The sequence below is a fragment of the Geodermatophilus telluris genome, assembly GCF_900102745.1.
Lineage (GTDB): Bacteria > Actinomycetota > Actinomycetes > Mycobacteriales > Geodermatophilaceae > Geodermatophilus > Geodermatophilus telluris.
Genome location: NZ_FMZF01000004.1, coordinates 412,665 through 436,993 on the forward strand (window position 1 = coordinate 412,665; position 24,329 = coordinate 436,993).

General features: G+C 75.4%; 21 protein-coding genes. 4 read left to right on the forward strand and 17 right to left on the reverse strand.

Translation table 11 applies throughout. From position 1 onward, the window contains the following. Positions 1–4: 4 nt before the first annotated feature. The 7 genes from proB to BLQ97_RS15305 form a co-directional block, all read right to left on the reverse strand. Entirely contained in the window at positions 5–1,126 is a 1,122-nt protein-coding gene (gene proB, locus BLQ97_RS15275) for a glutamate 5-kinase (RefSeq protein ID WP_091366842.1), read from the reverse strand. Next, positions 1,123–2,649 (reverse strand): GTPase ObgE, encoded by a 1,527-nt coding sequence (gene obgE, locus BLQ97_RS15280; protein WP_091366843.1) that lies wholly within the window; start codon positions 2,647–2,649, stop codon positions 1,123–1,125. The genes proB and obgE overlap by 4 nt, the downstream gene beginning before the upstream one ends. Before the next feature lie 152 nt (positions 2,650–2,801). After that, on the reverse strand, positions 2,802–3,059 hold the full coding sequence (gene rpmA / locus BLQ97_RS15285) for a 50S ribosomal protein L27 (RefSeq protein WP_091366844.1): 258 nt from the start codon (positions 3,057–3,059) through the stop codon (positions 2,802–2,804). 7 nt (positions 3,060–3,066) lie between these two features. Continuing rightward, the gene (gene rplU / locus BLQ97_RS15290) at positions 3,067–3,378 is read right to left on the reverse strand and encodes a 50S ribosomal protein L21 (protein ID WP_091366845.1); all 312 of its coding nucleotides are present in this window, start codon (positions 3,376–3,378) and stop codon (positions 3,067–3,069) included. 182 nt (positions 3,379–3,560) lie between these two features. After that, positions 3,561–6,929: an Rne/Rng family ribonuclease gene (locus BLQ97_RS15295; protein ID WP_091366846.1), complete on the reverse strand. Its 3,369-nt coding sequence runs from the start codon at positions 6,927–6,929 to the stop codon at positions 3,561–3,563. Between the two features lie 280 nt (positions 6,930–7,209). Next, the gene (locus BLQ97_RS15300; RefSeq protein WP_091366847.1) at positions 7,210–7,977 is read right to left on the reverse strand and encodes a TIGR03936 family radical SAM-associated protein; all 768 of its coding nucleotides are present in this window, start codon (positions 7,975–7,977) and stop codon (positions 7,210–7,212) included. Positions 7,978–7,989: 12 nt separating this feature from the next. Continuing rightward, entirely contained in the window at positions 7,990–9,918 is a 1,929-nt protein-coding gene (locus tag BLQ97_RS15305) for a TIGR03960 family B12-binding radical SAM protein (RefSeq protein ID WP_091366848.1), read from the reverse strand. A gap of 83 nt (positions 9,919–10,001) precedes the next feature. On the opposite strand from BLQ97_RS15305, the gene BLQ97_RS15310 reads away from it, so the two are divergent. Continuing rightward, on the forward strand, positions 10,002–12,467 hold the full coding sequence (locus BLQ97_RS15310) for a putative bifunctional diguanylate cyclase/phosphodiesterase (protein ID WP_139173683.1): 2,466 nt from the start codon (positions 10,002–10,004) through the stop codon (positions 12,465–12,467). Between the two features lie 80 nt (positions 12,468–12,547). Here the strand turns inward: BLQ97_RS15310 and BLQ97_RS15315 are convergent, their stop codons facing one another. From BLQ97_RS15315 to ndk, 4 genes are read right to left on the reverse strand one after another with little or no spacing between them, the layout of a single operon-like run. Beyond that, positions 12,548–13,381 carry an ABC transporter permease gene (locus BLQ97_RS15315; protein ID WP_091366850.1) on the reverse strand — a complete coding sequence of 278 codons (834 nt, stop codon included), beginning with the start codon at positions 13,379–13,381 and terminating at the stop codon, positions 12,548–12,550. Beyond that, positions 13,378–14,151, reverse strand: coding sequence for an ABC transporter permease (locus BLQ97_RS15320; protein WP_091366851.1), 774 nt, complete (start codon positions 14,149–14,151; stop codon positions 13,378–13,380). Before BLQ97_RS15320 ends, BLQ97_RS15315 begins: the two co-directional genes overlap by 4 nt. Position 14,152: 1 nt before the next feature. Next, the gene (locus BLQ97_RS15325) at positions 14,153–15,106 is read right to left on the reverse strand and encodes an ABC transporter ATP-binding protein (RefSeq protein WP_091366852.1); all 954 of its coding nucleotides are present in this window, start codon (positions 15,104–15,106) and stop codon (positions 14,153–14,155) included. A 44-nt stretch (positions 15,107–15,150) separates the two neighbouring features. Beyond that, the gene (gene ndk, locus BLQ97_RS15330) at positions 15,151–15,558 is read right to left on the reverse strand and encodes a nucleoside-diphosphate kinase (protein ID WP_091366853.1); all 408 of its coding nucleotides are present in this window, start codon (positions 15,556–15,558) and stop codon (positions 15,151–15,153) included. A 73-nt stretch (positions 15,559–15,631) separates the two neighbouring features. Between ndk and BLQ97_RS15335 the strand changes: the two genes are divergently transcribed. Then, positions 15,632–15,853 (forward strand): helix-turn-helix domain-containing protein, encoded by a 222-nt coding sequence (locus BLQ97_RS15335; protein WP_091366854.1) that lies wholly within the window; start codon positions 15,632–15,634, stop codon positions 15,851–15,853. Position 15,854: 1 nt separating this feature from the next. After that, positions 15,855–16,394: a Clp protease N-terminal domain-containing protein gene (locus tag BLQ97_RS15340; protein WP_091366855.1), complete on the forward strand. Its 540-nt coding sequence runs from the start codon at positions 15,855–15,857 to the stop codon at positions 16,392–16,394. A 3-nt stretch (positions 16,395–16,397) separates the two neighbouring features. On the opposite strand, the gene BLQ97_RS15345 is transcribed toward BLQ97_RS15340, so the two are convergent. Together BLQ97_RS15345 and folC are read right to left on the reverse strand one after the other, a co-directional pair. Continuing rightward, positions 16,398–16,766: a DUF4233 domain-containing protein gene (locus BLQ97_RS15345; protein WP_091366856.1), complete on the reverse strand. Its 369-nt coding sequence runs from the start codon at positions 16,764–16,766 to the stop codon at positions 16,398–16,400. Further along, the gene (folC, locus tag BLQ97_RS15350; RefSeq protein ID WP_091366857.1) at positions 16,763–18,103 is read right to left on the reverse strand and encodes a bifunctional tetrahydrofolate synthase/dihydrofolate synthase; all 1,341 of its coding nucleotides are present in this window, start codon (positions 18,101–18,103) and stop codon (positions 16,763–16,765) included. Before folC ends, BLQ97_RS15345 begins: the two co-directional genes overlap by 4 nt. Before the next feature lie 42 nt (positions 18,104–18,145). Between folC and valS the strand changes: the two genes are divergently transcribed. Further along, positions 18,146–20,731 carry a valine--tRNA ligase gene (gene valS, locus BLQ97_RS15355; RefSeq protein WP_091366858.1) on the forward strand — a complete coding sequence of 862 codons (2,586 nt, stop codon included), beginning with the start codon at positions 18,146–18,148 and terminating at the stop codon, positions 20,729–20,731. A gap of 16 nt (positions 20,732–20,747) precedes the next feature. On the opposite strand, the gene BLQ97_RS15360 is transcribed toward valS, so the two are convergent. The 4 genes from BLQ97_RS15360 to clpX form a co-directional block, all read right to left on the reverse strand. Further along, entirely contained in the window at positions 20,748–21,677 is a 930-nt protein-coding gene (locus BLQ97_RS15360) for an oxygenase MpaB family protein (protein ID WP_091366859.1), read from the reverse strand. 96 nt (positions 21,678–21,773) lie between these two features. Next, positions 21,774–22,142 carry an endonuclease domain-containing protein gene (locus BLQ97_RS23990; RefSeq protein WP_245692216.1) on the reverse strand — a complete coding sequence of 123 codons (369 nt, stop codon included), beginning with the start codon at positions 22,140–22,142 and terminating at the stop codon, positions 21,774–21,776. A 30-nt stretch (positions 22,143–22,172) separates the two neighbouring features. After that, complete coding sequence (locus tag BLQ97_RS23995; protein WP_245692217.1) at positions 22,173–22,691, reverse strand: type IV toxin-antitoxin system AbiEi family antitoxin domain-containing protein; 519 nt, start codon at positions 22,689–22,691, stop codon at positions 22,173–22,175. 205 nt (positions 22,692–22,896) lie between these two features. Next, entirely contained in the window at positions 22,897–24,171 is a 1,275-nt protein-coding gene (clpX, locus tag BLQ97_RS15370) for an ATP-dependent Clp protease ATP-binding subunit ClpX (protein ID WP_091366860.1), read from the reverse strand. Positions 24,172–24,329 lie beyond the last annotated feature (158 nt).

Here is a 24,329-nt window from a genome sequence, read left to right on the forward strand (position 1 = left end):
TCTCTCAACCCAGCGACGGGCGCCGGACCAGCACCATCTCGTCGCGGTGCACGATCTCCCGCCGGTACTCCGGTTCCAGCTCGGCCGTCCGGCGGCCGAGCAGCGGCGGCAGCTCCCGGGCGTCGTAGGCGACCAGGCCGCGGGCGACGACGACCCCGTCGGGCCCGACCAGCTCCACCGGGTCGTCGGCGAGGAACTCCCCCGCGACACCGGTGATGCCGGCGGCCAGCAGGGAGGCACCTCGCTCGCGGACCGCCCGGACGGCGCCGTCGTCGAGCAGCAGCCGGCCGCGCGGGCGGGTGGCGAAGCGCAGCCAGAACTGCCGGGTGCGCGGCCGCGGGCCCATGACGGCGAACCGGGTGCCCACCGCCTCGCCGGCCAGCGCGGCGGCCGCCTGCCCGGTGGAGGTGACGACGACGGGGACGCCGGCGTGGGCCGCGATGAGCGCGGCCTCCACCTTGGTGGCCATCCCGCCGGTGCCCACGCCGTTGCGCCGGGCGGTGCCCAGGGTGACCGCGCCGAGGTCGGCCGGGTCGCGCACGGTGTCCAGCAGCCGGGCGGGGCCCTGACGGGGGTCGCCGTCGTAGACGCCGTCGACGTCGGAGAGCAGCAGCAGCGCGTCGGCCCGGGCGACGTGGGCGACCAGCGCGGCGAGCCGGTCGTTGTCGCCGAAGCGGATCTCCTCGGTGGCGACCGTGTCGTTCTCGTTGACGATCGGCAGCGCGCCCAGGGTCAGCAGCCGCTCCAGGGTCTGGCGGGCGTTGCGGTAGTGGCTGCGCCGGGTGAGGTCGTCGGCGGTGAGCAGCACCTGGCCGATGGTCACCCCGTGCCGGTCGAAGGCGTCGGCGTAGGTCTGCACCAGCCGCAGCTGGCCGACGCTGGCCGCGGCCTGCGCGGTGGCCAGGTCCCGCGGCCGGCCCACGACGCCGAGCGGCGCCAGGCCGGCGGCGATCGCGCCGGAGGACACCAGCACCACCTCGCGGCCCTGCGCACGGACCCCGGCCAGCACGTCGACCAGCGCGCTCAGCCGGGCGGCGTCGAGACCGCCGGGCAGGGTGGTCAGCGACGAGGAGCCGACCTTGACCACCACCCGGCCGGCGGCGGCGACCTCGGGCCGCGCGGTCACGCGTCCCCGTCGGGCAGCTCGTCGTCGGGCAGCTCGTCGTCGGGCAGCTCGTCGTCGGTCCAGGTCTCGGTGAGCTCGTAGGGCACCCGGCGGGCCTTCTTGGCCGCCAGCCGCTCGGCGGCACGCACCCGGTGCGGGGCGTCGATGCGGCTGTCGGTACCGCGGCCGCCCAGGCCCGCGGTCTCCTCGGCGACGGGCGTGCCGGCGGGCAGCGTCGGCTGGAACTCGAAGGCGACGTCGCCGATGACGACGGTGTCGCCCTCCTCCGCGCCCAGTCGGCCCAGCTCCTCCTCGACGCCGAGCCGGTTGAGCCGGTCGGCGAGGTAGCCGACGGCCTCGTCGTTGGTGAAGTCGGTCTGCCGCACCCAGCGCTCGGGCTTGGCGCCGCGCACGACGAAGGTGCCCTCGTCGTCGGGGTCCGGCGCGACGGTGAACCCGGAGTCGTCGACCGCGCGCGGGGTGAGCGTGACGCGGGCCGGCTCGGGCGCGGGCAGCGCGGCGCGGTGCTCGGCCACGGCGGCGGCCAGGGCGTAGCCGAGCTCGGCCAGCCCCTCCCCCGTCGCGGCGCTGACCGCGAAGACCCGCAGCCCGCGGGCCTCGAGGGCGGGCCGGACCAGGTCGGTCAGGTCGCGCCCGTCGGGGACGTCCACCTTGTTGAGGACGGCGAACCGCAGCCGGCCCACCAGGTCGAGCTCCTCGCCGCCGGTCGAGTTCTCGGAGTACGTGCGCAGCTCCTGCTCGAGCGCCGCGATGTCGGTCTCCGGGTCACGGCCGGGCTCGAGCGTGGCGGTGTCGACGACGTGCACCAGCACCGCGCAGCGCTCGACGTGCCGGAGGAACTGCAGGCCCAGCCCCTTCCCGGCGGCCGCACCGGGGATGAGCCCCGGGACGTCGGCCATCGTGAACACCGTGTCGCCGGCCCGGACCACGCCGAGGTTGGGCACCAGCGTGGTGAACGGGTAGTCGGCGATCTTGGGCCGGGCCGCGGACATCGCCGCGATCAGCGAGGACTTGCCCGCCGAGGGGAAGCCGACCAGCCCGACGTCGGCGACGCTCTTGAGCTCCAGCACCGCGTCGAAGGCCTCACCGGGCTCGCCGAGCAGCGCGAAGCCGGGTGCCTTGCGGCGGGGGTTGGCCAGCGCGGCGTTGCCCAGGCCGCCCTTGCCGCCGTGGGCGAGGACGACGCGGGTGCCGGCGCCGACGAGGTCGGCGACCACCTCGCCGTCGACGCTGACCACGGTGCCCTCGGGCACCCGCAGCACCCGCTCCTCGCCGTTGGCGCCGTTGCGGTGGCTGCCGGCGCCGGGGCGGCCGTTGCCGGCGCGCTGGTGCGGCCGGTGGTGGAAGTCCAGGAGCGTGTGGACGCTGGGGTCCACCTCGAGGACGACGTCCCCGCCGTTGCCCCCGTTGCCGCCGTCGGGGCCGCCGAGGGGCTTGTACTTCTCGCGGTGCACGGACGCGACGCCGTGACCGCCGTTGCCCGCGGCGACGTGCACGACGACGCGGTCGACGAACGCGGCCATGTCTCTGCTCTACCTGCTCACTGCCTGCTCAACGCCGACGAGCGCACGGGCCGGCCGGCCCGTGCGCTCGTGACGTGGTGACGTACTGGAACGGCCCCCTCGCAGGGTCCCGCCGCGAGCCTGCGAGTGGCGGGGGGCGAGGGGGTCCTTCTTCAGGCCTCGACCGCGGTGATCGAGACGGTCTTGCGGCCACGCCGGGTGCCGAAGGTCACCGCACCGGGCGCCAGGGCGAACAGGGTGTCGTCGTTGCCGCGACCGACACCCAGGCCCGGGTGGAAGTGGGTGCCGCGCTGGCGCACGATGATCTCGCCGGCCTTGACGACCTGGCCGCCGAAGCGCTTCACGCCGAGGCGCTGGGCGTTCGAGTCGCGGCCGTTGCGGGAGGACGAGGCGCCCTTCTTGTGTGCCATGTCGTCGTCAGCCCTTCGTGATGTCGCGGACGACCACGTCGGTCAGCGGCTGACGGTGGCCCTGACGCTTGTGGTAGCCGGTCTTGTTCTTGAACTTGTGGATGCGGATCTTCGGGCCCTTGCCGTGGCCGACGATCTCGCCGGTCACGGTCACCCCCGCGAGCGCCTGCGCGTCGCTGGTGACGGTGTCGCCGTCGACCAGGAGCAGGGCCGGGAGGGTGACGGTGTCGCCCGCCTCACCCACGAGACGGTTGACCGTGAACCGGTCGCCCACGGCCACCTTGTGCTGCCGGCCACCGGCCTTCACGACTGCGTACACCACTGACTCCTCGATCGCTGCTGTCTGTCCCGCGATGCGCCCTGCACGCACCCCGGCGCGGGCGCCGGGTGCTGGACGGGCCGCACCGCCTCATCGGCCCCGGGCGAGGCCCGGTCCGGGGCGGTGCAACCCGACCAGCGTACCCGAGCGGCCGGGAGCGGGTCGAACGCGCCCCCGGCCGCTCAGGAGGCCGGCGGCCCGGCCGGGCGGCTGGCTGCGCGACGGCGGCGCGGACGCCCGCCGGAAGGGGCCGCACCGTTGCCGGACGCGGCCTCGGGGGTGCTGCCGGGCGCCTGCGGGTCGCGGTGGGGCGCCGGGTCGTCGGGCCCGGCCGACGCGGGCACGTCCTCGTCCTCGTCGTCCTCGTCGGTGGCCACGTCGGTGGCCTCGTCGGTGGCCTCGTCGGTGGCCTCGTCGGTGGCCTCGGCGGCGGGCTCGGCGGGGACCCGTTGCGCCGGCGCCGGTCCCGCGTCGCCGGTCGCGTCGCCGTCCGGCACGACCGGGGTGGCCGCGAGCTCGTCCGCGGTGGGCTCCTCGATGACCGGCTCGGGCCCGGCGCTCACCGGCTCCGTGCCGACCTGCTCCGTGCCGACCTGCTCCGTGCCGACCTGCTCCGTGCCGACCTGCTCCGTGCCGACCTGCTCCGTGCCGACCGGCTCCGTGCCGACCTGCTCGCTGCCCTCGGCATCCGACTGCGCGGGGACCTCGGCGGGCCCGGCGGGCCCGGGCTCCTCGCCGGCGTCCCCGGACGTCGCGGCGAGCACCGCGGCGTCCTCGGCGGCGCGCTCCTCGCCGGCCTGGCCCCGGTTGCGGCGCCCGCGGCGGCGGCCGCCGGACCGCTGGCCGTCCCCGCTCTCCGGCCCGCTGCCCTCGGCCGCCTCGGCACCGGCCGGCACCGCGACCGGCTCGGGCTCCGCGACCGGCTCGGGCGCCCTGCGCTCGGCGTCCTTGCGCTCGGTCTCCTTGCGCTCGGTTTCCTTGCGCTCGGCGTCCTTGCGGGACTGCTCGCGCCGCCCGTTGCCGCCGCCGGAGCCCCCGGACGCGCCCGAGCCGTTGCCCCCGCCGCCGCGCCGCTTGTCGTCGACCGGCTCGGTGTGCACGAGCACACCCCGCCCGCGGCAGTGCTCGCACGGCTCGGAGAACACCTCGAGCAGGCCCTGGCCCACGCGCTTGCGGGTCATCTGCACCAGGCCCAGCGAGGTGACCTCGGCGACCTGGTGCTTGGTGCGGTCGCGGCCCAGGCACTCGGTGAGCCGCCGCAGCACCAGGTCGCGGTTGCTCTCCAGGACCATGTCGATGAAGTCGATGACGATGATGCCGCCGATGTCGCGCAGCCGGAGCTGGCGGACGATCTCCTCGGCCGCCTCCATGTTGTTGCGCGTGACGGTCTGCTCGAGGTTGCCGCCCGAGCCGGTGAACTTCCCGGTGTTGACGTCGACGACGGTCATCGCCTCGGTGCGGTCGATGACCAGCGAGCCGCCCGAGGGCAGCCACACCTTGCGGTCGAGCGCCTTGGCCAGCTGCTCGTCGACGCGCAGGTCGCGGAAGACGTCGCCCTCGCCGGTGTGCCGGGTCAGCCGCCCGGTCAGTTCCGGGGAGACGTGCGCGACGTAGGCCTCGACGGTGTCCCACGCGTCGTCGCCCTGGACGACGAGCTCGGAGAAGTCCTCGTTGAACACGTCGCGGATGACCCGGATGGCGAGGTCGGGCTCGCCGTAGAGCAGCGCCGGGGCGTTCGACGACGAGGACGCCTTGGTCTGGATGACCTCCCACTGCGCCTGCAGCCGGGCCACGTCGCGGGTGAGCTCCTCCTCCGAGGCGCCCTCGGCGGCGGTCCGGATGATCACGCCGGCGTCCTCGGGGACGATCTTCTTGAGGACGTCCTTGAGCCGCTGCCGCTCGGTGTCGGGCAGCTTGCGGCTGATGCCGGTCATCGAACCGCCGGGCACGTACACCAGGAACCGGCCCGGCAGGTTGACCTGCTGGGTGAGCCGGGCGCCCTTGTGGCCGATCGGGTCCTTGGTGACCTGCACCAGCACCTTGTCGCCGGACTTCAGCGCCTGCTCGATCGATCGCTGCTTGCCGGTCAGACCGGCGGCGTCCCAGTTGACCTCGCCGGCGTAGAGGACGGCGTTGCGGCCCTTGCCGATGTCGACGAAGGCCGCCTCCATGCTCGGCAGCACGTTCTGCACGCGGCCGAGGTAGACGTTGCCGGCGAACGAGGTCGCCTGCGCCTGGGTCACGTAGTGCTCGACGAGCACCCCGTCCTCGAGGACGGCGATCTGGGTGCGCTCGCCACGCTGCCGGATGACCATCCGGCGCTCCACCGACTCGCGGCGAGCGAGGAACTCCGCCTCGCTGAGGATCGGCGCGCGGCGGCGGCCGGTGTCGCGACCCTCGCGGCGGCGCTGGCGCTTGGCCTCCAGCCGGGTGGAGCCGGCGACCCCGCGGACGTCGTCGTCGCTGGTGGTGCGGCCGGTGCGGCCGGCACGCTCGGGCCGGTCGTCGTCGTCGGTCGCGGCCTCGGCGCCGGCGTCCCCGCCGCGGCGCCGCCGGCGACGGCGACGGCGGGTGCTCGACCCGCCCTCGGCCTCGTCGCCCTCGGCGGCCTCGTCGGTGTCGGTGTCCTCGTCCTCGGCCCCGTCGTCCTCGTCGGCGTCCTCGCCGGACCGCTCGGGAGCGTCCTCGGCGTCGCCGTCGGTGTCATCGCCGCTGCGCCCGCGCCCGCGGCCGCGGCGGCCCCGCCGGCGGCGCCGGCTGCCGCCGCCGTCCTCGCGGTCGCCCTCGTCGCGGTCGGTCTCGTCGCGGTCGGTGTCGTCGGTGTCGACGTCGTCGGTGTCCTCGGCCTCGTCGGCCGCATCGGCCGCGTCCTCGTCGACGTCGGGGCGCGGCTCGTCGGCCGCCGGGACCTCGCCGCCACGGCGCCGGGAGCGGCCGCGGCGCGAGCGCGGGGCCGGGGTCTCCTCGGCGTCCTCGTCCGGACCGGCGGTCTCCTCGACCTCCGGGGACTCCGGCAGCGGGCGGCGGCTGCGCCGGCGCGGCGCCGGCGCGACCTCGGTCTCGGTCGGCGCCACGAAGCTGACGAAGGCCGGGACGGCGGGCGCGACCGGCGGCGGAGGCGCGGTGTAGGTGCCCGGATCGGCCGCACCGGCCGGGCGGGTGGCCCGGCGGCGGGGCCGGGCGATGACGGCGGTGGGCTCCGGGGAGCTGAACTCGGCGCCGAAGGGGGACGGCGCCGGGTCCTCCTCGGGCTCCTCCTGGGCGGGCGGCCCGGGGACGACGTCCTCGGCCGCCGGGTCCCCGGCCGCGGGGTCCCCGGCCTCCGGCGCCCCGGCCGCGGCGGTCTCCGCGGGCGGCTCGTCGGGGGTCTCCCCCGTGGCCGCCTCGCCGCCGAGCACCTCGGCGACGGCGGCGTCGCCGGGCGGGAGGTCGGGGGCCGTGGGGCTCACCGCGGCGGGGTCTCCTGCGACGGGGTGCTCCGTCGTGGGCTGCTCCGCGGCGGGGCTGCCGGTGGTGTCGTCGTCGGTCGTCGTGTCGTCGGTGTCGGCCACGAGGGCTCGCCTCCTGTGTGGTGCTCCCGGGCGCCGGTCGGAGGACAGGCGGCCGCGCAGGAGCACGGGTTGGGCGGGCCGGGCGGCCACGAGGGGTGCGGTGGCCGATCGGCCTGCGAAGTCTGTGGTCGGTCCCGCGCGGCGGTCGCCGCGGCCGGGGCCGGACTGCAGGTGGTGCGGACTGCAGGTGGTGCGGTCGTGCGGTGGTCTCGGGTGGTACCGGGCGGCGGCACGTCTGGCAGCCGTGTCGCTCGACGGCGCAGCGGCGGCCGGTCCCCGGTCAGACCGCGGCGTGCTCCCCCTGGCAGCGGGCGCGCGCCTCTCGGTCGGGACCGAGCGGGTCGGCCACGGTCCCGCTGCCGTCGAGCCGGCCCTGCGCCTCACGCACGGCCCGGGGGGGCGACGGCGGGCGCAGGTCGGCGACGGCAGCCAGAGCGGCCACCACGTCGTCGGGTCGAACGGCGGGCGTCACCTGCCGGACGACCACGTGCAGTATGGCACAACCTGCCTCTCCGCCCGTGGACGCCGAGGCCACCGGGCCCCGGGCATCGACGTCGCGCAGGCCGTTCTTCGTGCGCTTGGCGACGAGCACCTCGTCGCGGGCCAGCAGCGCCGCCACGGCGGCGGCGAGCTCGGCCGGCTCCACGCCGGGCAGCTCGACCCGCCAGCGGGCGGCGTCGATGCGGTCGGCCAGCGAGCCGCCGCCCTCGGCCGCCTCCACGCACTCCAGGACGTCGACGCCGGCCGGCAGCGACGCATCCAGCGCGGCGCGCACCTGCTCGGGGTCGCAGCGCCGGGCCAGGCCGATCTCCAGGTACTCGGCCTCGCTGGCCGCGCCGGTGGGCGCGGCACCCACGTAGGAGATCTTCGGGTGCGGCGAGAAGCCGGCGGAGAAGGCCATCGGCACCTGCGCGCGGCGCAGCGCCCGCTCCAGCGCGCGGGCGAGGTCGCGGTGGGAGGCGAAGCGCAGCGGCCCGCGCTTGGCGTAGCGCAGCCGCAACTTCTGGACCGTGGGCGGCGGGGGCGGCCCGTCGGGCTGGCGGGCCACTACCGGGCCACCTCAGCGACCCACGACGGTGAGCGGGAGCAGGCTGCGCCCGGTGGGGCCGATCTGGATCTCGGTGCCGTTGGTCGGGCAGACGCCGCAGTCGTAGCAGGGGGTCCACCGGCAGTCGGCGACCTCCTCCTCCGACAGCGCGTCCTGCCAGTCGTCCCAGAGCCACTCCTTGTCCAGCCCGGAGTCCAGGTGGTCCCAGGGCAGCACCTCGTCCTGGCCGCGCTCGCGGGTGGTGAACCAGTCGAGGTCGACGCCGAGCGGCGTCAGCTCCGCGGCCGCGGCCGCCGTCCAGCGCTCGTAGGAGAAGTGCTCGCTCCAGCCGTCGAAGCGGCCGCCCTCGCGCCACACCCGCTCGATCACCCGGCCCACCCGGCGGTCACCGCGGGAGAGCAGGCCCTCGACCACGCCGGGCTGGCCGTCGTGGTAGCGCAGGCCGATGGAGCGGCCGATGCGCCGGTCGGCGTTGATCGCCTGGCGCAGCACCCGCAGCCGGTGGTCGATGGTCTCCGCACTGGCCTGCCCGGCCCACTGGAAGGGCGTGTGCGGCTTGGGCACGAAACCGCCGATGGAGACGGTGCAGCGGATGTCCCGGCGGCCGCTGGCCTCGCGGCCGGCGCGGATGACCTCCACGGCCAGCTCGGCGATCTCGAGCACGTCCTCGTCGGTCTCCGTGGGGAGGCCGCACATGAAGTACAGCTTCACCTGCTGCCAGCCGTTGGCGTAGGCGGTGGTGACCGTGCGGACCAGGTCCTCCTTGGACACGGTCTTGTTGATCACCCGGCGGATCCGCTCGCTGCCGCCCTCGGGGGCGAAGGTGAGCCCGGAGCGGCGGCCGTTGCGGGACAGCTCGTTGGCGAGGGTGACGTTGAAGGCGTCGACCCGGGTGCTCGGCAGCGACAGGCCGGTGTTGGTGCCCTCGTAGCGGTCGGCGAGCTCCTTGGCCACCTGGCCGATCTCGGAGTGGTCGGCGCTGGACAGCGAGAGCAGCCCGACCTCCTCGTAGCCGGTGGCGCGCAGCCCCTGGTCGACCATCGAGCCGATGCCGGTGATCGTCCGCTCGCGCACCGGACGGGTGATCATCCCGGCCTGGCAGAACCGGCAGCCGCGGGTGCAGCCGCGGAAGATCTCCACGCTCATCCGCTCGTGCACGCTCTCGGCCAGCGGCACCAGCGGGGTCTTCGGGTAGGGCCACTCGTCGAGGTCCATGACCGTGCGCTTGCCGACCCGCGCCGGGACGTCGTCGCGGGTGCGGGTCACCGCGGCGATGGCGCCGTCGGGGCCGTAGGAGACGGCGTAGAAGCGCGGCACGTAGACGCCGTCCACCCGCGCCAGCCGGGCCAGGAGCTCGACCCGGCCTCCGGGGCGGCCCTGCTCCTTCCACGCCGCGACGACGTCGGTGACGTCGCCGACGACCTGCTCGCCGTCGCCGAGGACGGCGCAGTCGACGAAGTCGGCGACCGGCTCGGGGTTGAAGGCGGCGTGCCCGCCGGCGACGACGACGGGGTGCGTCTCGTCGCGGTCGACCGCGTGCAGCGGGACCCCGGCGAGGTCGAGCGCCTCGAGCAGGTTGGTGTAGCCGAGCTCGGTGGCGAAGCTGACGCCGAGGAGGTCGAAGTCGCGGACGGCGCGGTGCGCGTCGACGGTGAACTGGCCGACGCCGTGCTCGCGCATCAGCGCGGCCAGGTCGGGCCAGACCGCGTAGGTGCGCTCGGCGAGGGCGTCGGGGCGCTCGTTGAGCACCTCGTAGAGGATCATGAGGCCCTGGTTGGGCAGCCCCACCTCGTAGGCGTCGGGGTACATCAGCGCCCAGTGGACGGCGACGTCGTCCCACGCCTTGACCTGCGCGTTCAACTCCCCGCCGACGTACTGGATCGGCTTCTGCACCTGGGCCAGCAGCGGTTCGAGACGGGGGTAGAGACTCTGTCCAGACATGACCGGTCCAGGGTAGACGCCGCCGCCCGGTCGCCGACCCTCGCGCCGAACAGCGCCGCAGCGTGCGCGGGCCTACACTCAGGGTGACCAGCAGCACGGCGTCAGGGAGGAACGTGCCCGAGCCGGCCGGGACCGCCACGGTGCCCCCGAGCGTGGGCGGCGCCGACGGCGCCGCCCCCACCCGCTCCACCACGCCCCTCCCTCGCGGCCGGGCGGTGTTCCCCCTGCCCCGCGGCCGGGCGGTGCTCTCCCTGCCCCGCGGCCGGGCGGCGTTCTCCCTGCCCCGCGGCCGGGCGATGCCCCCCGAGCAGTGGGCCGCCCACCACGCCCTCGTCCTCCGCACCCTCGCCGTCCTCGTCGCGGCGGTGCCGGTCTACGCCCTGCTGCGCGGGCACGGCCCGGCCGCCGCGGCGCTGGCCACCGCTCCCCTGCTGGCGCTGACCCTGCTCGCCCGCACGACGCTGCTGCGGCGCAGCACCCGTGCCGCGGTCGCGGCGCTCGCGCTCATGGCCGTCGCGGCGGTCGGCGTGCGGCTGTCGGGCGGCCAGACGGAGGCCCACTTCCTGTTCTTCGCGCTGCTCCCGCTGGCCGCCCTCTACGCCGCCCGGGCGCCCTTCCTGCTCGCCGTCGGCTTCGTCGCGGCACACCACTTCGTGCTGGGCACCCTGCTGCCCCACGCCGTCTACGCGCACGACGTCGCGCCCCTGCCGATGGCCACGCTGCACGCCGCCTTCGTGCTGCTGGAGAGCTGGGCCTGCCTGCTCGCCTGGCGCCGGTTCGACGACCGCCGGGAGCGCGTCGAGCAGCTCGTGGCCGAGCGCACCGCCGAGCTCTCCGCGCAGCGCGACGAGCTGGCCCGGCTGGCCGCCGTCGTCCAGTGCACCGACGACGCCGTCGCCACCCTGGCCCCCGACGGCCGGCTCACCAGCTGGAACCCCGGCGCCGAGCGGCTCTACGGGTGGGCGGCCGCCGAGATCGTGGGCCGGCACATGTCGGTGCTCACCGCCGGCGGGGAGTCCCCGCCCGACCTGCGGGCGCTGTCGGGCAGCAGCGCGCCGGTGGAGCGGCGACACCGCCGGCGCGACGGCTCGGAGTTCGACGCGCTGATCACCTTCTCGACCATCCACGACGACGACGGCGCGCTCACGGAGGTCGCCGCGATCGCCCGCGACATCACCGGCCGCAAGCGGGCCGAGGCCGAGGCCCGCGCGGCCGCTCGGCAGCTGGCGGAGCAGGCCGGCGAGCTGGCCCGGCTGGCCCTGCACGACCCGCTCACCGGCCTGGCCAACCGGACCCTCCTCGCGGACCGGCTCGCGCACGCCCTCGCCGACCGCCGCGCCCGCCGGCACGCCGTGCTGCTCGTCGACCTCGACGACTTCAAGGCGGTCAACGACGAGTGCGGGCACGAGGCCGGCGACGCCGTGCTCACCGCGGTGGCTCGGCGACTGGAGTCGGTGGTGCGCCCGGCCGACACCGTGGCCCGTCTCGGCGGCGACGAGTTCGTCGTCCTCATGGAGGACGTCGAGGGCCGCCGCGACGTCGTCGCCGTCGCCGAGCGGCTGCTGGGCGCCCTGCGGGAGCCGGTGGCCTTCGGCGACGAGCGGTTCACCGTGGGCGGCAGCGTCGGGGTCGCGCTCACCGGCGGCACCGACCGGCGCGGCATGGACGACCTGCTGCGCGACGCCGACCTGGCGATGTACGTGGCCAAGTCCGGTGGCAAGAACCGGGTGCGGGTCTTCGAGCGCGGCATGCGTGAGGAGGTCACCGCGCAGGACGAGCTGGTGCGCGACCTGCGCGCCGCCGTGGCCAACGGCGAGCTGCGGGTGCTCTACCAGCCGCAGGTGGACCTGCGGACCGGCGTGGTCACCGGCATGGAGGCGCTGGCGCGGTGGCAGTCGCCCAGCCGCGGGCTGGTCGAGCCGGCCGGCTTCATCCCCGCCGCGGAGAGCTCCGGCGTCGTCGACGCCATCGACGACTGGGTGATCGGCGAGGCGTGCCGGCAGCTGCGCGCCTGGGACGACGCCGGCCTGGCGGGGCTGGGCGTGGCGGTCAACGTCTCCGCGCGACGGCTGGGCACCGGCGACCTCGCGGTGGCCCTCGCCGCGGCCGCCCGGGACGCCGGCGTCGACCCCGCCCGGCTGGAGATCGAGGTGCCCGAGGCGGTGGCCGCCGGTCCCGACGCGGCCGCGGGCATCCGCGAGGTGCGGGCGCTGGGTGTGCGGGTGGCCATCGACGACTTCGGCACCGGGTCGTCGTCGCTGTCCCGCCTGCAGGACCTGCCGCTGGACCGGCTGAAGATCGACACCACGTCGGTGGCGCTGCTCGCCGCCGACGCGGCCGCCGGGTCGCTGGCCGACGCGGTCATCGCGCTGGGCAACAGCCTGGGCCTGCAGGTGGTCGCCGAGGGCGTCGAGGAGCCCGGCCAGCTCGCCGCGCTGCGGGCGCTGGGCTGCGACACCGGGCAGGGCCACCTGTTCGGCTCGCCGGTGCCGGCCGACGCCGTCACGGCGCTGCTGCGCGGCGGCCGCGTCCTCACCGCCGTGGCCTGAGGGAAGGACCCCCTCGCCCCCGCCACTCACGAGCTCGCGACGGGCCCCTGCGCGGGGCCGACCCACCGGATGCGTGCCGCTCAGCTCAACAGGAGCCGCTCGAGGCGGCGGGCGCCGACGGCGAGCCCGACCAGGCCCAGGACGAGCAGGTAGGCGGCCGAACCCAGCAGCGCCCAGCGGACGTCGCCGGTCACGACCCCGCGCACCAGCTCGATGCCGTGGTAGAGCGGCGTGCACTCGACGAGCACCTGCAGCGGCCGCGGGTAGGCCGACAGCGGGTAGAAGGTCGTGGAGAACAGGAACAGCGGCAGGACGGCGACCTGCACGAACTCGAAGTCCTGCCAGCCGCGCAGGAAGGTGCTCGCCGCCAGGCCCACCGCGGCGAACGCGAACCCGATGAGCACCGCCGCCGGCAGCGCCAGCACCGCCCACCACGAGCCGACCAGGCCGAGCGCCAGCATGACCAGCAGGAACGCCGCCGAGTACACCGCGCCCCGCAGCAGCGCCCACACCGTCTCCCCCACCGCGGCGTCGGCCGCCGACACCGGGGTGGCCAGCACGGCGTCGTAGAGCTTGGCGTACCTCAGCTTGAAGTAGAGGTTGAAGACGGCGTCGTAGACCGCGCCGTTCATCGCCGCCGAGGCCAGCAGCGCCGGCGCCACGAACTCCTGGTAGCTCAGCGCCGTGCCGCCGTCGGTGACCACCTCGCCCACCAGCCCGCCGATGCCCACGCCGATGGACAGCAGGTAGAAGAACGGCTCGGAGAAGCCGGAGACGAACACCACCCAGTTGCGGCGGGCCACCAGCAGGTTGCGGTGCACCAGCGAGCCCGCGCGCCGGGCCGAGAGCGGGTACAGCGGCACGACGCGCAGCAGCAGGGACACCGAGGGGCCGGCCGGCCGGGGCAGCGTCACCGGACCAGCCGCCGGGTGAGCGCGCGGGCGGCGAACACCGCGCCGGCCGCGGCCCACAGCGCCAGGTAGCCCACGTGCAGCAGCGCCGGCCCGGCCTGCGCCGTCCCCAGGGCCAGGTCGCGGGCCAGGGTGACGCCGTGCCACAGCGGCGTGGCGTACGCGACCCCCTGCAGGACGGCGGGCAGCTGCTCGACCGGGAAGAACGTGCCGCTGAACAGGAACATCGGCACCAGCAGGAACCGCTGCAGCGCGGCGAACGCGGCGTCCTCCTCCAGCCGGGCCGCCAGCGCGGTGACCGGCGCGGCGAAGGCCAGCCCGGTGAGCAGCGCGACCGGCACGGTGAGCACGACCAGCGGGCTGCGGGCGGCACCGAAGGCGAGCAGCACCAGCAGGAAGGCGGCCGCCGAGGTGGTCACCCGGAAGGCGACGTAGAGCAGGTGCCCGGCCACCAGGTCGACCGGGCGGGCAGGCGTGGCCAGCAGCGCCTCGTAGGTGCGGTCCCACTTGATCGCCCCGAGCACCGGGTAGCTCGACTCCCCCGTGGCGGTCTGCATGGCCGCGGCCACCAGCAGGCCGGGGGCGAGGAAGGCCAGGTACCCGACCCCGCCGGGCACCCCGGGTCCGCGGTCGACCAGCGAGCCGAGCACCAGCCCCATGGCGGCGAGGAAGAGCACCGGCTCGAGCACGCTGCCGATCGCGCTGCTGCGCCAGTAGTGGCGGTGCGCGGTCAGCCGCTGCCGGAACAGCGACCAGGCGGCCGGGCCGGGCACGTCAGTCGACCAGCGTGCGGCCGGTGAGCCGGAGGAAGACGTCCTCCAGCGAGCTGCGCCGCACCAGCGAGGACACCGGCTGCAGACCCTGGGCCAGGACGGCGGACAGCGCCGCGTCGCCGTCGGCGGTGTAGAGCAGCAGCCGGTCGGGCAGCACCTCGACCCGCTCGGCGAGCCCGCGGGCGGTCAGCGGGGCGAGCGCGTCGGCGTGCGCGGCCGGCCCGGGACCGCCCTCGGTGAGCGGGAAGCGCAGCTCGCACACCTCGCGGGTGGACCAGGCGGCGATCAGCTCGGCCGGCGACCCCTGCGCGGCGATCCGCCCCTTGTCCATGACGACGAGCCGGTCGCACAGCTGCTCGGCCTCGTCCATGTAGTGGGTGGTGAGCACGAGGGTGACGCCGCGCTGCTTGAGCCGGTAGAGCCGCTCCCACAGCACGTGGCGGGCCTGCGGGTCCAGCCCGGTGGTCGGCTCGTCGAGCAGGACGACGTCGGGGTCGTTGACCAGCGCCCGCGCGATGGTGACCCGCCGCTTCATCCCGCCCGAGAGCGGCTCGACCCGGTCGCCGGCGCGGTCGGTGAGCTGGACGAAGTCGAGCAGCTCGGCGGCCCGCGCCCGCACGGTGGCCCGCGACAGGCCGAAGTAGCGGCCGTAGACCAGCAGGTTCTCCTCGACGGTGAGCTCGAGGTCGAGGTTGTCGGTCTGCGGGACGACGCCCAGCCGGGTGCGGATGGCCGGGCCGTCGACGGCGGGGTCCATGCCGAGCACCCGCAGCTCCCCCGCGGTCGGCGGCGAGACGGCGCCGATCATCCGCATCGTCGTGCTCTTGCCGGCTCCGTTGGGCCCGAGGAAGCCGAAGGCCTCCCCGGGCGCGATGTCGACGTCGATGCCGTCGACGGCGGTGTGCTCCCCGAAGCGCTTCACCAGGCCCCGGGCCCGGACCAGCGACTCCCCCACGGGATCGACGCTAGCGTCGGCCCCGGGGGCGCGGTCCACCTGGTTCAGAGCTGCGGGAAGAACAGGCCGATCTCGCGCGCGGCCGACTCGGCCGAGTCCGAGCCGTGCACGATGTTCGACTGCACCTCGAGCGCGAAGTCGCCGCGGATGGTGCCGGGGGCGGCCGTGACCGGGTCGGTGGCGCCGGCCAGCGCGCGGAACGCCTCGACCGCCCGGGGGCCCTCGACGACGAGCGCCAGCAGCGGGCCGCCGGTGATGAACTCGACGAGCGAGCCGAAGAACGGCTTCTCGCGGTGCTCGCCGTAGTGCTCCTCGGCGACCTCGCGGGTCAGGGTGCGCAGCTCGGCGGCGACCAGGCGCAGGCCCTTCGCCTCCAGCCGCGAGACGACCTCGCCGACGAGGCCGCGGGCGACGCCGTCGGGCTTGACGAGGACCAGGCTGCGATCAGTCACGGGGCGGCAGCCTACGGGACGCCGCGCGTCAACCTGGGTTGACAGGCGGGACGGCGTCAACCAGAGTTGACATATGGCCTCTCCCACCGACGTCACCACCGCCGCCGCGGCCGACGACCCGGACACCGGCCTGCGGGCGGTCCGGGCGCTGCGCGAGCTGGCCGAGCGCCTGGAGGCGCTGCAGGTCGGCAACGCGCGGGCGCGGGGCTGGTCGTGGCAGCAGATCGCCGAGGCGCTAGGGGTGTCCCGGCAGGCCGTCCACAAGAAGCACGCCCGGAGCAGGAAGGACGTCTGAGGTGTTCGAACGCTTCACCCAGGAGGCCCGCCACGCGGTGGTCGAGGCGCAGGAGGAGGCCCGCGACCTGCGCGCCGGGCGGATCGAGCCGGTGCACCTGCTGCTCGCCCTCACCCGCGACCCCGGCCGCGGCGGCAGCGCGCTGCGGGCCGTCGGGGTCGACCACCCCGCCGTCCGGGAGGCGCTGTCCCGGTCGGGCGGCCCGCTGGACGCCGACGCCCTCGCCGCCGTCGGCATCGACCTGGACCGGGTGCGCGCGGCCGCGGAGTCCGCCTTCGGGCCCGGCGCGCTCGACCGCGGACCCGGCGCGGCCGGCGGGCACCTGCCCTTCGGCGACGGCGCGAAGCAGGTGCTCGAGTCCGCCCTGCGGCACGTGCTGGCCCGGCCGCGCCGGCAGCGGGGTCGCCGGGCCATCGACACCGGGCACCTCGTCGTCGGCGTCCTCGCCGTCGCCGACCCGGTCGTCGGGCGCGTGCTGCGGCAGCTGGGTGCCGACGTCGCGCGGCTGCGCCAGGAACTCGCGGCCCGGCCGGCCGCCTGAGTCTCAGTCGCCGGCGGGCTCGCGGAACGGCGCTCCGAGCAGGTCCTTGCGGATCTGCAGCAGGTAGAGCCAGATGAGCACGAAGACCCCGCCGACGAACCACATCGCGGCGTCGATGAGCCCGGTGAGCAGCAGCGGCACCTGCAGCGCGGTGGCGACCTCCAGCCCGCGCGGCCGGCGCTGGACGCCGCTGGCCAGGACGAGGAGGGCGGCGAGCGCCAGCAGGAGCGTCAGCCGCAGCGGGCCCAGCCCGGCCGCGGTCTGGGCGATGGCCCGCGGCACGAACAGCACCGCGATGCCCTCGAGCAGCAGCACGGCGGCCGCGGCGCCGCGCAGCGCCCGCGCCGCGCGGACCGGGTCGGGCGCGGTCACGGCGTCCCGCCGAGGATCGTCCGGGCCTCCCCGGCGGTGACCACGCTGCCGGTGACCAGCACCCCCGAGCCGCCGAGGGCGTCGTCGGGGCCGGCCTCGGCCAGCTCGATCGCCTCGGTGAGCGCCTCGGGCAGCCGCGGGGAGACGCTCACCCGGTCGGCGCCGAACACGTCGACGGCCAGCGCCCCGAGCTCGTCGGCCGGCAGCGCCCGGGGGGAGGTGTTCTGGGTGACCACCAGCTCGGCGCAGACGGTCTCCAGCTCGCGCAGCATCCCCTCGACGTCCTTGCCGTGCACCACGCCGACGACGCCGACCAGCCGGGTGAAGTCGAAGGACTCCCGGATCGCCTCGACGGTGGCGGCCATGCCGGCGGGGTTGTGCGCGGCGTCGACGAGCACCGTGGGACTGGTGCGCACCCGCTCCAGCCGGCCCGGCGAGCGGACCGCGGCGAACGCGGCCCGCACGGTCTCGACGTCGACGGTGCCGGTGGCCGCCCCGGCGCCGAGGAAGGCCTCGACGGCGGCCAGCGCGGTGGCCGCGTTCTGCGCCTGGTGGGCGCCGAACAGCGGCAGGTAGACGTCGTCGTACTCCCCGCCCAGGCCCTGCAGCCGCAGCTGCTGCCCGCCGACGGCGACCTTCCGGTCGAGCACGCCGAACTCGGTGCCCTCGCGGGCGACCACGGCCTCCACCTCGACCGCGCGGCGCACCAGCGCGTCGAGCGCCCCGGGCTGCTGGTGGGCGAGGACGGCGATCGCGTCGCGCTTGATGACCCCGGCCTTCTCCCCCGCGATCGTCGCGACGTCGGGGCCGAGGTACTCGGAGTGGTCCAGCGCCACCGGCGTGACGACGGCGACCCGCGCGTCGACGACGTTGGTCGCGTCCCAGGTGCCGCCCATGCCGACCTCGACGACGGCGACGTCGACCGGGGCCTCGGCGAACAGCGCGTAGGCGAGCCCGACCGTCACCTCGAAGAAGCTCATCGGGTGCTCGCCGGCGGCGTCGACCATCCGCACGTAGGGCGCGATGTCGTCGTAGGTCTCGACGAAGCGCTCGGCGCTCACCGGCTCGCCGTCGAGGACGACCCGCTCGCGCACCGACTGCAGGTGCGGGCTGGTGAAGCGGCCCACCCGCAGGCCGAAGCCGCGCAGCAGCTCGTCGACCATCCGCGCCGTCGTCGTCTTGCCGTTGGTGCCGGCGACGTGGACGACGGGGTAGGCGCGGTGCGGGTTGCCGAGCAGGTCGACCAGGGCGGCGATGCGGCCCAGCGACGGCTCCAGCCGGGTCTCCGGCCAGCGGGCCAGCAGCTCCTGCTCGACGCGGGTCAGGTCGCTGCTCATCCTCCCCAGGATGCCAGCCGCCGCCTTCCTAGACTGGAGAGCATGGTCACCGATCCCCGCACCCCGGACACGCCTGGCCCGGGAGCCGGGGCCGGCGTACCCGAGAAGCCCACCCTCGACGGTCTCGAGGACACCTGGGTGGCCCGCTGGGCCGAGCAGGACACCTACGCCTTCGACCGCGCCGCCGCCCTGGCCGCGCCGCGCGAGCAGGTGTACTCGATCGACACCCCGCCGCCGACGGCCAGCGGGTCGCTGCACGTGGGGCACGTGTTCAGCTACACCCACACCGACATCGTCGCCCGCTACCAGCGGATGCGCGGCAAGCACGTCTACTACCCGATGGGCTGGGACGACAACGGGCTGCCCACCGAGCGGCGGGTGCAGAACTACTACGGCGTGCGCTGCGACCCGGCCCTGCCCTACGACCCGTCGTACGAGCCGCCCGCCAAGCCGGGCAAGGAGCAGGTGCCGGTCAGCCGGCGCAACTTCGTCGAGCTGTGCATGCAGCTCACGGAGGAGGACGAGCGCGCCTACGAGCAGCTGTGGCGCCGCGTCGGGCTGTCGGTGGACTGGTCCAACGTCTACCGGACGATCTCGGAGACCTCCCGCGCCACGGCGCAGCGGATGTTCCTGCACAACCTGGCCCGCGGGGAGGCCTACGCCCAGGAGGCGCCGACCCTCTGGGACGTCACCTTCCGCACCGCGGTGGCGCAGGCCGAGCTGGAGGACAGGGAGCGCCCCGGCGCCTACCACCGGATCTCCTTCTCCGGCCCGGCCGGCCCGGTGTTCATCGAGACCACCCGGCCCGAGCTGCTCCCGGCCTGCGTCGCGCTGGTCGCCCACCCCGACGACGAGCGCTACCGGGAGCTGTTCGGCCGGACGGTGCGCACGCCGCTGTTCGACGTCGAGGTGCCCGTGGTCGCCCACCGCCTGGCCGAGCCGGACAAGGGCTCGGGCATCGCGATGATCTGCACCTTCGGCGACCTCAACGACGTCACGTGGTGGCGCGAGCTGCAGCTGCCCACCCGCGCGGTGATCGGCTGGGACGGCCGGCTGGTGCCCGAGGCGCCTGACGGCGTGCCCGCCGACGTCTACGGCGAGCTGGCCGGGAAGACGGCGTTCAGCGCCCAGCAGCGGATCGTGGAGCTGCTGCGGGAGTCCGGCGACCTGCACGGCGAGCCGAAGGCGATCACCCACCCGGTCAAGTTCTACGAGAAGGGCGAGCGGCCGCTGGAGATCGTCACCACGCGGCAGTGGTACATCCGCAACGGCGGGCGCTCCCCCGAGCTGCGCGACGCCCTGGTCGCCCGCGGTCGGGAGATCCAGTGGGTGCCCGAGCACATGCGGTACCGCTACGAGAACTGGGTCGAGGGGCTCAACGGCGACTGGCTGATCAGCCGGCAGCGGTTCTTCGGCGTCCCGTTCCCGGTCTGGTACCGGCTCGACTCCGCCGGGGAGCCCGACCACTCCTCCCCCATCCTGGCCGACGAGGCCTCCCTGCCGGTCGACCCGGCCTCCGACGTGCCGCCGGGGTTCGAGGAGTCGCAGCGCGGCGTCCCCGGCGGGTTCGTGGCCGACCCCGACATCATGGACACCTGGGCGACGTCGTCGCTGTCGCCGCAGGTGGCCTCGGGCTGGGACACCGACCCGGAGCTGTTCGCGCACGTGTTCCCGATGGACCAGCGGCCGCAGGCGCACGACATCATCCGCACCTGGCTGTTCTCCACGGTCGTCCGCTCGCACTTCGAGCACGGCGCGGTGCCGTGGACGCACGCGACGATCTCCGGCTTCGTCGTCGACCCCGACCGCAAGAAGATGTCGAAGTCCAAGGGCAACGTCGTCACGCCGATCGACGTGCTGGAGCGCTACGGCACCGACGCCGTCCGCTGGCGCGCCGCCGGCGCCCGGCCGGGGGCGGACTCGCCGTTCGACGAGGCGCAGATGAAGGTCGGCCGGCGGCTGGCCATGAAGATCCTCAACGTCGGCAAGTTCGTGCTGGGCCTCGGGGTGACGGCGGGGCTGACCGGTGAGCAGGTGACCGAGCCGCTCGACCGGGGCCTGCTCGCGTCGCTGGCGTCGGTGGTCGAGGAGGCCACCGCCGCGATGGAGGCCTACAACTACACCCGCGCGCTCGAGGTGACCGAGGCGTTCTTCTGGTCGTTCTGCGACGACCACGTCGAGCTGGTGAAGTCGCGCGCCTACGGCACCGGCCCGGCGGCGGAGTCGGCCCAGGCCGCGCTGGCGCTGGCGCTGTCGGTGCAGCTGCGGCTGTTCGCCCCGGTGCTGCCCTTCGTCACCGAGGAGGTCTGGTCCTGGTGGCAGGCCGGCTCGGTGCACCGCGCGCCGTGGCCGTCGGCCGCCGAGCTGCCGGCCGGCGGGGACGCGGGAGTGCTGCCGGTGGTCGCGGCCGCGCTGGCCGGCGTCCGCAAGGCCAAGTCCGACGCCAAGGTGTCCATGCGGGCCGACGTCGAGTCGGCGACGGTGACCGTGCCGGAGGCGCAGGTGCCGCTGGTGGAGGCCGCGCGCGGCGACCTGACCGACGCCGGGCGGATCGCCACCCTGACCGTGGTCGCCGGCGAGGGCCCGCTGTCGGTGGACGTCGTCCTGGCCCCACCCGCCGAGGGCTGATCGTCGACGGACCCGGTCAGGCGGCGTCCTCGAGCGCCCAGGCGGGTGCCGGACCCAGGCCCAGGCGCCAGCGGGCCGACTCCTCCGACGGGCTGTAGGAGCCCAGCGCCAGGCGCAGCCCGCGCAGCTGCAGCCGGGTGGCCGTGACCTGGGCGGTGCCGCCGCGGCCCCGGCCGGGCACCCCCGCGCAGCCGGCGAGCGCGGGCGAGACCAGGTGGGCCGCCGCGCCGGACAGCCCGCGGTAGAACACCCGCTCCGGCGGGCTGAGCCCCGGCGGCGCGGCGAGGAAGGCGCGCAGGTCGTCGGGCACCGGCGCCAGCTCACCGCGGAACGCGGCCAGCGCCTCGGCCAGCTCGGCGGTGCTGCCCGGCAGGTCGGTGGCGCCCAGCTCCCGCGCGGTGCGCGCCCACTCGCCGACGTAGACGTCGGGCCAGCGGCGGCCGAAGCGACCCGTGAGGTCCTGGCCCACGGCCTGCTGGGCGGCGAGGAACGCGTCGGTGAAGGCCAGGTGCACCCAGCGCAGCAGCGTGGGGTCCGACGCCGAGTAGGGGCGGCCCTGCACGCGGCCGCGCACCCGCTCGTGCATCCCGCGGACCCGCGCCGCCTCCCGCGCGGCCAGCTCGGCGGAGCCGAAGGTGCTCACCACCAGCCAGCGGGCGGTGCCGGCCAGCCGCGCCCACGGGTCCTCGCGGTAGGCCGAGTGCCGCTGGACGCCGGCCAGCGCCAGCGGGTGCGCCGCCTGGCCGAGCAGCGCGACGACCCCGCCGACGAGGGTGGACAGGTCGCCGTGCACCCGCCACACCACGCCGTCGGGCTCGAACCAGCCCGGGCCCTCGCCGACCCGCGCGATGTCGCGGACCCAGTCCGGCGCGCCGGTGGGGTCGCCGGAGACGCGGGCACGGAAGGCGCGGCGGGCCGCCTCGGGCAGGGCGGTCAGGGCACGCACCCCGCCGAGCCTGCCAGCCCCGCCGTCCCTCGGCCCGTCGACGCCGTGGGGCGACGGTGTGCGCCGACGCCCCGTATCGCAGCTCCGACCGGGGCCTCAGCGCACACGCTCGGCCCCGAAGAGCCGGCGGCGGGCGGCGTGGACGGCACGGATCTCCGCCCGGCAGCGCTCCGGCTCGGTCGTCATCCGGCGGAAGCCGAAGCGCAGGGTCTGCCAGCCGGCCGTCGCCAGCAGCGCGTCCCGCCGGATGTCCCGCTCCCGCTGAGCCCGGGACCCGTGCCACGCCGCGCCGTCCATCTCGACCGCGAGTCGCACCTCGTCGTAGGCGGCGTCGAGCACGAACACCTCCCCCGCCACCTCGATGCGGCGCTGCTGCGTGAACGGGGGCATGCCCGGTCCGCCCAGCACCGCCAGGCACCCCCAGATCTCGAGCTCACTGCGGCAGCCCTCCGCCAGCAGTCGCACCAGCTCCACGAGACCGGCCCGCCCCGGGAGTCACGGTCGGCGCTCGACCTCCGCGAGCAGCTCTCGGGGGCCGCACAACCGGTGACGGACGGCGTCGATGGCCGCGCTCCGCACCTCCGCGCGCTGGAGCCCACCCGGGGACCCCCAGGCGTCGACGACCGCCCGCTCGGGACAGGAGACGGGCAGGCCGTCCACGCGGCGGATGCCGACCTCGAGCGCCCGCGTGCGGTGCAGCACGACGCCCGGGGTCCCTCTTCCGCTGCGTGCGTGCCCGACCGTCAGGTGGACCGACCCGCCGGGTGGCGTGAGCTCCCCCAGCGCCAGGGCCGACCGGTGGCTCACCACGCCGTCACAGGCGCAGACCGCCGCCTCCACCCGCAGCCGCCAGTCCTCGGCCAGGCCGGGAACCGCGTAGACGCCGGGGTACAGGCGGACGAGCCCACCGCCGGCCACCCAGCGGGCGACGGTCCCGCGGCCGACGCGGGCGGTGAGCGCTTCCCAGGTCGCCCAGCCGTCCGGGCCGACGGACACGGCCGGGTCGTGGGTCACCCCGCGAGCGTCACGCCTCCGACCCCTCCGCCGGCCGGCGTCACGGGGTCTGTGGACGGCGCGTCTCCGGTGGACGACGAGCGTGTGCGCTCACGCCCCGTCCCCGGCACCCGAACCGGGCGCCGGCGCACACGCTCAGGACCCCGGACGCCAGCGAGCCCGCCCCCGGAGTCGGGGACGGGCTCGCCGTGGCTGCGTCAGTGCGTCAGGCGGACTTCTCGCGGCGCTCGCGGGTGGGCTTGCGCGGCACGATCGTCGGGTTGACGTGCTCCAGCACGACCTCCTTGGTGATCACCACGGAGGCCACGTCCTCGCGGCTGGGCACCTCGTACATCACCGACTGCAGCACCTCCTCCATGATCGCCCGGAGCCCGCGGGCGCCGGTGCCACGGAGGATGGCCTGGTCGGCGATCGACTCGAGGGCGTCGTCGGTGAACTCCAGCTCCACCCCGTCGAGCTCGAACAGCCGCCGGTACTGGCGCACCAGGGCGTTCTTCGGCTCGGTGAGGATGCTGATCAGCGCCTCGCGGTCGAGGGCCTGCACGCTGGTGATCACCGGCAGGCGGCCGATGAACTCGGGGATCATCCCGAACTTCAGCAGGTCCTCGGGCATGACCTCGGCGAACGCGCTGGAGGCCTCGATCTCCTTCTTGCCGCGGATCTCCGCGCCGAAGCCGATCCCCTGCTTGCCGACCCGCTGCTCGATGACCTTCTCCAGGCCGGCGAAGGCACCGCCCACGATGAACAGCACGTTCGTCGTGTCGATCTGGATGAACTCCTGGTGCGGGTGCTTGCGGCCACCCTGCGGCGGCACCGACGCCGTCGTCCCCTCGAGGATCTTCAGCAGCGCCTGCTGCACGCCCTCGCCGGACACGTCGCGGGTGATCGACGGGTTCTCGCTCTTGCGGGCGATCTTGTCGACCTCGTCGATGTAGATGATCCCGGTCTCGGCGCGCTTGACGTCGTAGTCGGCGGCCTGGATCAGCTTGAGCAGGATGTTCTCGACGTCCTCGCCGACGTAGCCGGCCTCGGTCAGCGCCGTGGCGTCGGCGATCGCGAACGGGACGTTGAGCATCCGGGCCAGCGTCTGCGCCAGGTGGGTCTTGCCGCACCCGGTCGGGCCCATCAGCAGGATGTTGGACTTCGCCAGCTCCACCGACTCGTCGCGGCTGGCGCGCTCACCGCCGGCCTGCACCCGCTTGTAGTGGTTGTAGACGGCGACGGCGAGGGTCCGCTTGGCCTTCTCCTGGCCGATGACGTACTGCTCGAGGAAGTCGTGGATCTCCTTGGGCTTCGGCAGCTCGTCGAACTTCAGGTCCGACGACTCCGAGAGCTCCTCCTCGATGATCTCGTTGCAGAGATCGATGCACTCGTCGCAGATGTAGACCCCGGGGCCCGCGATGAGTTTCTTGACCTGCTTCTGGCTCTTGCCGCAGAACGAGCACTTGAGCAGGTCACCGCTCTCACCGATTCGTGCCACCTGCTGACCTCCACCTCGGGGGAACCAGGTCCTGCGTGGAACGGACCTGCGGATGATGTGTCGCTGACGTTGCCCGTGTGCTCGGCCCCGCTGGAGGCGGGTGCCGCGAGGGGGTCCTCCCGGCGCTGCCAACCGGGGATCGGGCGCTCGCCGACCGT

What these genes read in the sequence shown, in the direction of transcription:
- obgE (WP_091366843.1), bottom strand. Translation starts at nt 2,649, where the DNA reads ATGGCCGCGTTCGTCGACCGCGTCGTCGTGCACGTCGCCGCGGGCAAC.
- rpmA (WP_091366844.1), bottom strand. Translation starts at nt 3,059, where the DNA reads ATGGCACACAAGAAGGGCGCCTCGTCCTCCCGCAACGGCCGCGACTCG.
- BLQ97_RS15305 (WP_091366848.1), bottom strand. Translation starts at nt 9,918, where the DNA reads ATGTCTGGACAGAGTCTCTACCCCCGTCTCGAACCGCTGCTGGCCCAG.
- BLQ97_RS15335 (WP_091366854.1), top strand. Translation starts at nt 15,632, where the DNA reads ATGGCCTCTCCCACCGACGTCACCACCGCCGCCGCGGCCGACGACCCG.
- folC (WP_091366857.1), bottom strand. Translation starts at nt 18,103, where the DNA reads ATGAGCAGCGACCTGACCCGCGTCGAGCAGGAGCTGCTGGCCCGCTGG.
- valS (WP_091366858.1), top strand. Translation starts at nt 18,146, where the DNA reads ATGGTCACCGATCCCCGCACCCCGGACACGCCTGGCCCGGGAGCCGGG.